Here is a 12,665-nt window from a genome sequence, read left to right as displayed (position 1 = left end):
GGCATAGCTGAACCTCGATTGCTGCGCGTGTAAATGACTTTCATCCCCCCCGTGGGCGCTCCCCGCAGGGGCGCGAAAACAAAGCCGGTTGTCAGCTCATGCTGACGACCGGCTCTAATCTGTTACGCGCTGTTCTTTCGCTATGAGCACTGCAGTTGCAGCATCATCAGAACTTATGACGCAGTCCGAGGCTAACCACCTCCTGCGTGTTGGTGCCACCGTACCCGTAGGAGCCCACGGACGCCTGTGCGGCTACCACGGCGGTGCCACTTGCGCTGAGCGTTTCTCCGCTTGCGTGTTGCCAGGCGCCCACTAGATATACATCAGTGCGCGGGGACAAGTTGTAGTCCGCGCCAAAGTTGACCTGATGGTACGTCGCCCCCGTTTCGCCGCTCGACTTCGTATAGCTGTAACCCACGCCCAGCAAGATTGCCTTGGTGACCTGGTAGTTGAGGAAACCCTGCCCTGTGTTGAACTTCTCGGTCGCCGCGAATGCCGATTGTCCATCCGACTTGTACTGCGAGTTGCTATAAGCCGCGCCGAGCGTGAACGGACCCACCACATACTGTACGGCGACGCGAGCAATGTTGATGGACTTCGCGCTCTGCAAGCCCAGGTTGATCAGCGAGCCGTCAAAGGTGCCGTCAGACGTTCCACCCCAGCCGGAGCCCGTTGCCGTCGATGGGCGCACGAGACCGTTCACCGATGGATTGTCCGCCACAAAGTAACCCGCCGCCACCGAGATCGGGCCGTTGTTATACGCGGCGGCGGCCGACCAGGTCTGTCCCGAGCCCGTCTGTCCCGCAACGCCGCCGAACGCATACAGGCCCTCGACCTGCAGGCCATAAAACGCCGGCGACAGGTATTTGATCGAGTTGTTGGTACGGGAACTGTTGTCGTAGTTGTCGACGTCACCTGCGGTTGCAAACCCGCTCCCGAAATAGTTGTCTTCGGTAATGCCCTGCACAAGGTCAACCAGCGGGTCATATTGGCGACCTAATGTGAACGTGCCATATTGACCCGACGACAAACCTACAAATGCTTGGCGGCCAAACTCCCGGCCACCCTGCGCAAGTTGCCCGGTGCTCGGATTAAACCCGTTTTCTAACTGGAAAATCGCCTTCAGGCCGCCGCCCAGGTCTTCCTGACCTTTCAGACCCCAGCGGCTACCGGAAAGATCCCCGTAACTCGCGTTGCCGACCGACCATTGGTTTTGACCAGCTGCATTCGCATTATGAATGTAGGTAATCGACGTATCGATGGTGCCGTATAGCGTGACGCTGCTTTGTGCATGTGCTGCGCCTGCGGCGGCTAACAGCATCAGCGAGAGTGTCGAGAGCGTTGTTCGTTTCATCTGTTTCTCCGTGTGGATGAGTGATTTGGTTATTGCGAAATGGACGATAACGTAGCGCCTCCTTCCGAAATATCGAAAAAAAAAGCCCGTCGCAAAAAGTTAACAGGCAGATGAGCCGAAGTGGTCGATGACGTGCCCGACCAAGGCCAACGGGAAAATCAAGGTTTAATGTGAACGCAATTTGCTTGACATCGCTGTGCAGAGCAGCGCGCTTGCATCTACCTTTTCTGCAAACCTTGTGGTCTAAAGAGACGGGACACATATCAACCGGCTGATCGTAAGAGCAGTTGAGGCGATCTGTGCACGCGCGAAAAGAAGGAACCGGGCACTGATTTCGGTCGAACCGTCCTACTTCAAATAGCACCTCCAGCCGGGCGATTCCGCGCCCGACGCCGGGTTTCGGCATGTTGCGCAGTTCGCCGGCGGGGCAACATGCCACTACTGGCCACCTCGGCAAATATGCTCATATTGTTGAGCGTTCGCTCCCAAAAAATCATGCAAGTTTCTCCAGTAGATAGCGTGTGCGTTACGTCCCCTTACTTCTACTTGTCGACTTAACCGATATTAATTTCACTGGCGCAATTGTTAGTTATACAGATTATTTAACTTGCTCCACGATAAAAAAACTTGTTGTATAACCTTACATATGACATTTTTTCATAACAGGTATGCCGTTATGGTTATCCTAATTCGGCGGAAGAACAAGCAAAATAATGCCGGCTCAATTCCCGATATCACAAGCTAGCTAACGGCTATTTCGTTCCGCATCCTTTGCCTGCCGTTGGGTTCATGGCCTATCCGTTGAGTCCGTACCACACTCGCGGGAATGATGTTGAAGCGGACCATGTCGGGCACTCGCTCAGTAGTGCCCCCGAGTGCTTTCACTAGGGAGTCGCCGAGCTATCGAACTTCTGCCAACGCTTAAGAATTCACGTATCCGCACATAAGCGGTGCGGAAGCTCGGTCAGATCTCAAGAATAAATCAGACGTATATCAAGGTGATTTGGTGAACAGAAATTCCGGTATCGGAACGTCCGGTCGCGTATCCGGCAATCCAGCTCAGTGACTGGATTTCTCCGGAATCCGCTATGTTTCACACGCTCCCGAGATTCCGCCGGCACTCGCTTATCAGACAGTCCATTTTTTTCAGGGTCCACGCGTGCACTCCAGGTGTATGACCAATACCCTGCTCTTCTAGTGCGTGCTAGCCTGTAAAAACTAAAGGCCGTGCAGCGACTACGACTGGACAGCCACTTTTTGGAGCGAGGCAAAACATGAATCCACAACTCTTTACCAACGTGAAGATTTTCGACGGCACGGGTGCGCCAACGTTCGTGGGCGAAGCGCTTGTCGAAGGCAATCTGATCCGCACCGTGGCGCGCGGAAATGGCGGGATTACGCGCGAATCCTACTATGACACCATCGACGGGAAAAGCATGACGCTGATGCCCGGCCTCGTCGAAGCCCACTCGCACGTGACCTACAGCAACATGGCGAAGTTCGGTGACCTAGGGCTGATTCCGCTTGAAGAACATACAATCCTCGCGCTGCAGAACGTCAAGCTGATGCTGGACTCCGGCTTCACCAGCCTGTACTCGGCGGCTTCGGCGAAGTTCCGGCTCGAGGCGGTGATTCGCGATGCCATCGATGCTGGAAAATTCCCGGGGCCGCGCATGCGGGCGGCCTCGCCGGAACTCACATCAACAGGAGGTCTTGGCGACGAACGTCAGTACCACACGAACCACCAAGGCTTCGAATTGATTGCAGACGGCACCGAAGAAATCAGGCGAACGGTCAGAATGCTGATTCGCGAGGGTGTCGATACGATCAAGCTCAACATCTCGGGTGACATGTTTGCTGGACGTCCGGGGTTCGCCCGCCGCCTTTCCTATACGGAAGCGGAGGTCGCCGCCGCTGCGGAAGAGGCCCATATGCGCGGCGCCTGGCTGTCGTGTCACGCCCGTGCGGATGCGGCCGTGAAGCTTGCCCTGAAGTATGACTTCCGCGTTATCTACCACTGCGATTTCATCGAGGGCGAGACGTATGACCTGCTCGAGGCAAAGCGCGACAGCGTGTTTCTCGCCCCGGCCATCGGCGTAATTTACGCAACCGCGTACGAGGCAGAACCGTGGGGCATTACCAGAGAGTTTGTCGAAAAAAGCGAGCTCTTCACCATGCTTGAGCAATGCTCGAAGGTGTACGGCGAACTCAGGAAACGCGGTCTGCGGATTCTCCCGGGCGGCGACTACGGGTTCGCATGGAATCCGATTGGCACCAACGCACGCGACCTGGAACACTTCGTCAACATTGTTGGCTTCACTCCCGCCGATGCCCTGATGGCGGCCACTAAATGGGGTGGAGAAATCATGGACATACCAAACCTCGGTCTTGTCAGCGATGGTTACCTCGCCGACCTGCTGCTCGTCGAGGGCGATCCGGTCGAGAACATCAAGCTTTTACAGGATCGCGACAACATCAAGGTCGTGATGAAGGACGGGGTCTACTACAAACGACTCATCCCAACACCCCCCATGTAAGAACCAAAATGTCACTGTGTTCGAGATCGGATAATTTAAAGACTATTACTTTAGTATTCCTTATCTGAGTCGAGACCGCATGCGTTATCTCTTTGACTTACGTATAGAGAATTCGAATGTTTTAACTTTGCTCAACACAGAGGCAGCGCCGAATGAGGAAACACGGATATCACAACCCGTTTCCGTATCTGACAGCTATTTGAGGTAGGAGAATTGGAATGACAGTCAGGCAGAATGTTCTTGTCGTAGGTGCCTCGCGTGGCCTTGGCCTTGCCCTCGCAGAGGAATACTGTGGACGGGGCTGGCACGTAATAGCGACATCGCGGGGTAAGTCCGCTGGACTTGAGAGCCTGCGCGAACGCTATCCGGAATCGCTTGAACTCGAGACGGTGGATATCGTAGACCTGACCTCGGTGAAGGCCCTGCGCGCACGGCTTGAGGGGCGCAAGCTGAACACGCTGTTCGTTAACGCGGGTATCTGCAAGGCAAATGAATTGACATCCGCCGAGGTGGATGAGAACGACTTCCTCGACATGATGTTGACGAATGCACTTAGTCCAATGCGTGTCATTGAGGTATTTCGTGACATTGTCGTGGAGAACGGCGTGATGGCAGCGATGTCGTCCGAGATCGGCAGCATTACAAACAGTTTCGGATTCTGGGAGCTTTACAGTTCGAGCAAGGCGGCGCTGAATATGTTGATGAAGGCGTTCTCGACACGCCATCCGGACGACTCGCACGCACTTCTCCTTGTCGCTCCAGGCTGGGTCCGTACTGAAATGGGCGGACCAGAGGCAACATTCGAGATCTCGGAGAGCATCCCGCTCGTGGTCGATATGGTCGAGCGCAACGCGGGCGTGCCGGGACTTCGGTTTACTGACCGTCATGGTGAAATCCTGCCGTGGTGAGGATGGCAGAAGGCGCGAAAATCTTCGGTGGTCGATTGGCGCAAACGGTACACGTCGACCGATGAGCCGCGCTGTCTACGCAAAACAGGTGGGCTGATAGGCGAGGCGACTTCGCCGTCAAGATTCGAAGACACCCTTTGTTTGTCGTTGATGGCCCTTCTGAATCCGCACTGGAACGGAACTTGACAACGTCCAGCGTCGGTCCTCGCTCCAAATTGGTATCCCGAGTGGCACCGGTCAGACAAGAACCTCCGTCATCCGAACTTGTCAGTGGCCGGTGCACGTGGAGCACGGCCGTGTTTCCCCAGCAGTGCAGGGTAGGTATGAGCAGCCGGGGTCTGCCCGTCTAGCCGAACTTGCGCCGGCACATCGGACACCACACCGCAAAGCTGATGGAGTCAGTCCGAAGCTGCCGGCCCGAATACAAGACACCGTTGGCGGCAGGTGCGTCATGTCGAGAAGTGATCCATCTCACACGTAAAGGCGTCGCCGCATCTCCGCCGATATTGCACCGGCGTACTCGCACCCGCATGTCAGGCGGTGAGCTATCAGGCCACCGATGCCCCACCATCGGCAACTACGACTTGGCCCGTCGTAAAGCTGCCTCGCATCAGATAGAGGTAAGCTTCGGCCACCTCATGCGCTTCAGCGGCATGCTTGACGAGAAGGTTCTCTTCTGCGCGTTGAAATGTCGCCTCACGGACAGCCTCGGGGAAACTATCCCAAAGACTAGTCCTGACAGTTCCAGGGCAAACCACATTGACCCGGAGCGGCGCGAGTTCTACCGAAAGCGCACGCGCGAGCGCTTCAATCGCCCCGCAGACGCTCGATACCACGGACGAGCCCTTACGGGGGCGGCGCGCTGCCATCCCGGAGGAGAGGACAATCGAGCCACCCTCACGAATCTGGCCTGCACCGTACTTCGTGGCCAGGAAGACACCCCAGTAGCGGACGCCAAAAAATGCCTGCGCATCCTGGAAGCTCAAATCCTTCTGATTAGCCATTAGCAAAGGATTGCCAGCGGTGTACACCAGATGGTCGAACGCTCCTATTTTCTCGAAGAACGACTTGATGCTACCCTCATCCTGCAGGTTGAGCACATGACCTTCCGCACTCGGCGGCAGTTGCTCCTGTGCCTTCGCTACCCTCTCCTGGCTGCTAGACGCAATTACGACAAGTGCACCTTCATCTGCCGCAGCCTTCGCCGTAGCGAAACCCATTCCAGACGATCCGCCGAGAATGACAATCCGTTTACCTTTAAGCGACATAACTTCCTCCGATACAATACAAAAACCCCAGTTTGATTTTCTGAATCATTGCCGTCAGTGTGGGCCGGACTGTTCGGCAAACACAGTACCAAAAAAGCTTTCTTCAAGTCGGAACTCTGCATTTGAATCTACCGAGTCAGCGGGTCGAAGGTTTCAACTTGACGACGGTGATCTTCCAGAATCCCAAGCGATCTCACTGCACACATTGATGTCTTACCTGTGCTCGTCATAGCGCTTGACCAACTGGCCCTGCTTGCCAAGACCGGCAATACCAAGCCGCATGGTGTATCCACCGTCGAGGTAACGCGGCGGATTGAAACCAAGGCCAACGCCCTGCGGTGTTCCCGTTAGGATCACGTCGCCCGGAAGCAGAGTCATAAATTTGCTGATGTAACTCACACACTGCGCGACAGAGAAAATCATGTCCGCTGTATTGCTATGCTGTACTCGCTCACCGTTCACTTCGCACCACAGATCCAGCGCCTGCTCGTCGCCCACTTCGTCCCGAGTTACCAGCCAGGGCCCGATAGGGCAAAACGTGTCATGACTCTTGCCCTTTGTCCACTGACCACCTCGCTCAAGCTGATGTTCACGCTCCGATACGTCATTCACAATGACGTATCCAAAGACATGATCGAGCGCTACGGCTTCTGAAACATTTCTCGCACGGCGCCCTATCACAACTCCGAGTTCCACCTCCCAGTCCGATTTCGTTGAGTTTTCCGGAAGAATGACGTCATCGAACGGACCTGTGATGGCCGTATTCGCCTTGAGGAAGATGATTGGCTCCTTTGGGATCTCGGCGCCAGCCTCTTTTGCGTGCTCGCGATAGTTCAGTCCGATTCCAACCACCTTTCCGATATTTCCGATGGGACAACCAAGCCGGGAACCAGCGGGCGCTCCCGGCAAGGCATCGATTTCCCCTGAATCGAGGCCCGGCAGTGAGCCCGACCCGATCAGTTGGGGATCAATGTCTGCGGCGTGTGCGGACAGATCACGGACAACCCCGTCCGACCCGACGATACCTGGCTTCTCAGCACCTTTATGACCAAAGCGTACTAGCTTCATATTCCCAGCTGAAAGTAGTGATTCAATGACGTGCCTATTGGCACGAAGACAAAAGTCAAGATCATGGATTTCGGCGAAATTGACATTCCTGGCTGCGGTGTCGAGCCCCTGCAAATCTTGACTTCAGCGCGACACCGCCGCATGGGTCATCCGTTCTATTTCGTCAGGAACTGAAGCAGCAATTCATTCACTGCTGCCGCTTTTTCGATGGGCGTCCAGTGCCCGCACTGCGGAAGTTCGACATACTTCGAGCCAGGAATCTTGCCGGCAATTGCCTTCGCAGTTGCGGGCGGAGACGTTGCATCCTGGTCACCCGTCACAACCAGCGCCGGAATCCGCAGCTTCTCGATTTCGGCCGGTTCGAGGCCGATAATCATCTCGCAGGTCTGCGCGTACATTTCAGGATCCTGTCGCATGACAAGCTCCCGCACGAAAGCCGCCAGTTCCGGATGGTCGCGCTTGGTCTCCGGCGACGTGCCGCCTTTCACGGTTGCGTCGGCGATACCTGTCAGACCGGCTTTCCTGGCCTGCTCCGCACGATCGCGTATCGCTGTTTTCGCGGCCTCCGGCGCTGCCTGGATCGGCCCGATCAGCGCAATGCTACGCACCATCTGCGGATGCTCGAGGGCCAAGCGCTGCACGATGACGGTACCCAGCGAATGCCCTACGAGGTGGACGCTTTCAAAACCCGCGCCGTCGATCAGTTCCACAACATCCGCGACAAGCGCCTCGATGGAGATCGGCCCCTTGTCGCTACGTCCACAGCCACGCAGGTCCGGGACCACAACCTGGAAGCTGGGTGAAAGTGCCGCCACCTGCGCCCCGAAAACGTTGCCGGTACCGCCAAGTCCGTGCACGAGGACGACCGGTGTACCTGTCCCTACATCGTCATATTTGAGATTCATATGTCCTTCCAGAATGGGTTGGGTGAATTGAAGATGGGGCGGTACGTCTGGCACACTGCCCTTTTATGCGGCGCTTCGTTTCCGTTTCGGTGAAATCGCGGTTACGTGTCCCTGCAACGCCGCTGAAAACGTTGTGACGCTCACGTCCTCTGATGCCGCGTGTTGGTATTCAAGAGCAGCGTTGATCAGATCCGCGGCGTTGACGCCGTTCAGACCCGACAGACGTACGCGCGACTTCGCCAGCGCGTCGATTGCAGCGCAGGAGGTCCGGCAACTGCCGCGGCAGTGGACCATCATCATGGCCATCCCCTGCCTGGTCAGCTTTTCCTTTATCCCGTTACATGCCGCTGTCTCGTGACTGCATCCATTCGGGAATAAGCTGAGCCTCGTTGTCTGAACTCTATCCAGACAACTTTCGCCAGCGAATCCTGTGTATACATTCTAGGTCGGCGTTCAATTTCAGGCTTATCGCACCGTCCTGATGATTATCAAAAAGTCCATATTTGTGAAAGCTGAAGTGAGTACTCTGAGTGCACGGCGAATACCCGATCCTCAACAGGACACCCGTGCTGTTCAAAATGCGCTCATCGAAACTCATGCGACCTACATCCGCCGCTCAAAACACAATGCGAGGCTTACTCTTACTGTGCAGGAGATTTCGTTCGGTTGCGCATTAACGTGACGCTCCTTTCGCTTACCGCATCCGCGTGGTTACACCAACTGCCGCGGATGTAAGTCAGCACCTCTGCAATATCACGATCGCTCATGACCGCTCCAAAAGACGGCATTGGGTATGCCATCGGGACGCCTTGGATCACCACCCTTCCGGTGCCGTTCAGCGAGACATTGATCAATGATGATGCATCTGGTTCGAGCAGATTTGGGTTACGCTGAAGAGGCGCAATCAGTGGTGCCATTCCCTTCCCATCAGCGCCATGACATTGCAGACAATAGATTGCATACAAGCCCTTCCCGCTTTGTACCGACGTTCCATCCAAAATAGGCGCGGCCACAGTAGATTGCGAAATGTATGCGGCCTTCTCTTCGGCCGAATCAGGAGCCGGGGGCAATGACTTCAGGTAATGAGCCATCGCAGCCACATCCGCATCAGTCATACCCTGCGTACTTTGATTGATAACTTCAACCATTGACCCAAAGCTGGTAGCGTGTTGATTTGAACCTCTCTTGAGGAATTCCGAGACGTCCGCTTCAGTCCATTGTCCCAGTCCCGTAATCGAGTCTCCGCTAAGATCGGATGCGTACCAGTTATCGATTAACGCACCTCCGAGAAATCCGGCCCGCGAGCCGTCGAGCGCAAGTTCCTGATCGGCAACGCCGCGCGCAGTATGGCATGCTCCGCAATGCCCCAGACCTTGGACCAGATAGGCTCCGCGGTTCCACTGCGCATCATGACTCGGCACAGGCTCATATACCTTTGAGTCCAGGAAGATCGCGTTCCAGATCTTTAGCGGCCAGCGAATGCCAAGCAGCCGACTGAGGTCCGCTTGCCGATTCTCCTTCTGTACCGGACGTACCCCGTGCATGAAGTATACATATAGTGCATGCATATCTGCGTCGTTCACCTTCGCATAGGATGTGTACGGCATCGCCGGATAGAGGTTGTGGCCGTCCTTCGCCACTCCTTCACGTAGTGCGCGGGAAAAATCTCGTTCGGCGTACTTACCGATTCCTGTTGCCGGCTCGGGAGTAATGTTCGTTGAGAAGATCCTGCCCATCGGCAAAACCATCGGTAAGCCACCTGATAGCGGAGCACCACCGGGCGCCGTGTGACAGGCTGCGCAGTTTCCGACCCGCGAAAGATATTCCCCTCGTTCGATCAGTCTGGAATTGGGATCCTGACTTTGAGCGTTTGCAGTGAATGCGAGCGTTGCGAGTATTGACACGAAAACGCTACTGAACGTAGTAACATTCATTACCGTTTGTCCTCAAGCGAAGTTGCCGTCAGCCAGCTGGCTTCCCACTGACAGGTGACGCAAGCGCTTGCCGGTCGCGGAAAAGATTGCGTTTGCGAGGGCTGGCGCCAGGACCGCACACCCAGCTTCACCTATCCCGCCCGGCGATTCGTTGCTCTGTACCATGTGAACTTCAATGCGAGGTGTTTCATGGATGCGCATGATGCGATAGTCATTGAAGTTGCCCTGCACGACTCGCCCTCGATCGATTGTGATACCTCCATATAGCGCGGCAGTGATGGCGAAAATCGCGCCTCCACGAATTTGCGCATCGACTGTGTCCGGATTGACGACATGCCCGCAATCTACGGCGATCACCACCCGCCGCACATGGACCTCGCCATTGCAAACGTCTGCGTCGACAACCGCAGACAGAAAACTGCCAAACGCATGCATCACCGCTATGCCACGTCCCGCGCCGGCATCAAGGGGTTTTTCCCATCCCGCCTCACGGGCGACGACATCCAGAACATGAAGCGCACGCGGCGCAGGCGACAGCAGCGCCCGGCGATAAGCGACGGGATCGGTCTTTGCCTGCACCGCCAGTTCGTCGATAAAACTTTCAACGACAAAGGTTCCTCGTACCGGTCCTACGCCACGCCAGAAGCCGGTGACGATTCCACGTGGCTCCTGTCTGACATACTCGATCCTTTGATTGGGAATTGCATAGGGCAGATCGGATGCGACGGCAACGGCATCCCGATCAAGGCCGCCTTGAAAGTTCTTCGGCTGAAAACGCGCAAGCACAGACGAGCCGGCCACAGTATGCCGCCAACCTACGGGCCACCCGTGTTCGTCGAGACTCGCCGCGATCCTGTCGTGGTACATAGGTCGAAACGTACATTGACGAATGTCTTCTTCCCGCATCCACGTAAGCTTGAGTGGCGCATTCACCTGCTTTCCGATCTGCAAAGCCTGGATGACAATATCCACTTCGCTGCGCCGGCCGAAGCCCCCACCAAGGAGCCGGTTATGGAGGACGATTCGCTCCCGCGGCAAGCCCGTATACTTCACGCCGGCGTCCACCGCCCAGACCGGCACTTGCGTTCCTGTCCATATGTCACAACCGTCCGGCCTGACATGAACCGTGCAGTTCAGCGGCTCCATGGGAGCGTGCGCGAGAAACGGCTGAGTGTACTCGGCCTCATAATGCCTGGTGTGTTTGGCGAACGCTTCCTCAACGTCACCGGCCTGCCGGGACACCACCCCGCTTTTCAATACCGCCGTTCGCAGATCCTGCTGCAATATCCGTGTATCAAGCGACGCGTTCGGTCCATCGTCCCATTCGATCACCATGGCATCAAGACCTCGCTTTGCTGCCCAGGTATGATCACCGACGACCGCGACAGTATGTTCGAGCGTAACGACTTGGCGTACACCTGGGATTTCCCGGGCAAACCGGTCATCAACCGCTTTTATCTTTCCTCCGGCCACCGGACTTGTAATAGAAACCGCGTAGAGCATTCCCGGGATCCGGACATCGATACCGAATACCGCACTGCCATTGACCTTCTCGGGAGAATCAAGACGTTTCACCGGCCGGCCAATAAGGCGGAACTGCCGTGGATCCTTCAGCGTAACGGTCTTGGCGAGGTCCTGAGGGATCGGCAACCTCGTAGCCCTCTCAACCAGTTGCCGGTACTCCAGCGTGCGGCCGGTCGGCCCATGAATGACCCGTGCGTTCTCGGCATGGCAGCTCTCCGGGGGGACGCTCCACTGACTGGCCGCAGCCTGGATCAACAAAACGCGTGCGGCAGCCCCTGCACGTCGCAAGGGCTCCCACGCGTAGCGCATTGAGTTCGATCCCCCCGTTATTTGCGCACTTAGCAGCGGGTCAGTATAGAGCGCGGCAACCGGAGCTGAGATCTCGATTTCAACGTTGTCGAGGGATACTTCGAGTTCCTCAGCAATCAGCATTGGAATTGACGTGTAAACACCTTGCCCCATTTCCACCTTCGGCATGACGAGGCAGATGCGCCCATCTCGTGCAATACGCACAAATGCATTCGGGATGAAATCACCACGCGTGTCACTGAGATCAGAAGAATCAACTAGCGAATTGCCCTTCCCCAATACTGGAGCCGCAGTTGCAGACAGACTAACGCCAAACAGGAGCATTCCGCCTACGGTTAAACCAACACCGCCGCCAATTCTCAGGAAGGCACGCCGACCGTACTCGACCTCATTCTTATCGATCATGCTGCCTCCGCTGCCCGGTGAATGGCTGCACGAATCCGCTCGTATGTCCCACAACGACAGATGTTTCCTGCCATTGCGAGATCAATGTCCGCATCTGTCGGTCTTGGGATGCGGCCAAGCAGTGCGACCGCTGACATGATCTGTCCCGACTGGCAATAACCGCATTGCACGACATCAACCTCAAGCCATGCTTGTTGCACCCGCTTCCCGACAGGCGAATTGGCCACGGCTTCGATGGTGGTGACTTTGCGGTTTGCCAAGGCGGCCACCGGGGTCACACAAGCGCGGCCAACGTCACTGTCCAGATGCACCGTACACGCGCCGCACTGGGCAATGCCACAGCCGAACTTAGTTCCGGTGAGACCAATGACGTCTCTCAGCACCCAAAGCAGCGGCATATCATCTGGAACATCCAACTCGTAGCCCGTACCATTGACATGTAGGGACACCATT

Annotated in this window: 9 protein-coding genes; 2 read left to right on the top strand and 7 right to left on the bottom strand. The window is 56.1% G+C overall.

What is annotated here, in order from left to right:
* Positions 1-166 precede the first annotated feature (166 nt).
* The gene (locus tag ABH944_RS40315) at positions 167-1,354 is read right to left on the bottom strand and encodes a porin (RefSeq protein WP_404614133.1); all 1,188 of its coding nucleotides are present in this window, start codon (positions 1,352-1,354) and stop codon (positions 167-169) included.
* Between the two features lie 1,274 nt (positions 1,355-2,628).
* Here ABH944_RS40315 and ABH944_RS40310 point away from each other — a divergent pair.
* Positions 2,629-3,891 (top strand): amidohydrolase family protein, encoded by a 1,263-nt coding sequence (locus ABH944_RS40310; protein WP_404614115.1) that lies wholly within the window; start codon positions 2,629-2,631, stop codon positions 3,889-3,891.
* Between the two features lie 218 nt (positions 3,892-4,109).
* A complete protein-coding gene (locus ABH944_RS40305; RefSeq protein ID WP_404614131.1) occupies positions 4,110-4,799 on the top strand; it encodes an SDR family NAD(P)-dependent oxidoreductase in 690 nt (229 codons plus the stop codon).
* A gap of 548 nt (positions 4,800-5,347) precedes the next feature.
* On the opposite strand, the gene ABH944_RS40300 is transcribed toward ABH944_RS40305, so the two are convergent.
* The 6 genes from ABH944_RS40300 to ABH944_RS40275 form a co-directional block, all read right to left on the bottom strand.
* Positions 5,348-6,067, bottom strand: coding sequence for an SDR family oxidoreductase (locus ABH944_RS40300; RefSeq protein ID WP_404614129.1), 720 nt, complete (start codon positions 6,065-6,067; stop codon positions 5,348-5,350).
* A gap of 213 nt (positions 6,068-6,280) precedes the next feature.
* The gene (locus tag ABH944_RS40295) at positions 6,281-7,135 is read right to left on the bottom strand and encodes a fumarylacetoacetate hydrolase family protein (protein WP_404614170.1); all 855 of its coding nucleotides are present in this window, start codon (positions 7,133-7,135) and stop codon (positions 6,281-6,283) included.
* A gap of 155 nt (positions 7,136-7,290) precedes the next feature.
* On the bottom strand, positions 7,291-8,040 hold the full coding sequence (locus ABH944_RS40290) for an alpha/beta fold hydrolase (RefSeq protein WP_404614127.1): 750 nt from the start codon (positions 8,038-8,040) through the stop codon (positions 7,291-7,293).
* A gap of 641 nt (positions 8,041-8,681) precedes the next feature.
* Positions 8,682-9,974, bottom strand: a complete 1,293-nt coding sequence (locus ABH944_RS40285) for a c-type cytochrome (RefSeq protein ID WP_404614125.1) — start codon at positions 9,972-9,974, stop codon at positions 8,682-8,684.
* Between the two features lie 12 nt (positions 9,975-9,986).
* Positions 9,987-12,212, bottom strand: a complete 2,226-nt coding sequence (locus ABH944_RS40280; protein ID WP_404614123.1) for a xanthine dehydrogenase family protein molybdopterin-binding subunit — start codon at positions 12,210-12,212, stop codon at positions 9,987-9,989.
* On the bottom strand, positions 12,209-12,664 hold the full coding sequence (locus ABH944_RS40275; protein ID WP_404614121.1) for a (2Fe-2S)-binding protein: 456 nt from the start codon (positions 12,662-12,664) through the stop codon (positions 12,209-12,211). Before ABH944_RS40275 ends, ABH944_RS40280 begins: the two co-directional genes overlap by 4 nt.
* Position 12,665 lies beyond the last annotated feature (1 nt).

The organism is Caballeronia udeis (assembly GCF_044909315.1).
Taxonomy (GTDB): domain Bacteria; phylum Pseudomonadota; class Gammaproteobacteria; order Burkholderiales; family Burkholderiaceae; genus Caballeronia; species Caballeronia udeis_A.
This window is presented reverse-complemented; position numbering and strand designations above follow the sequence as displayed.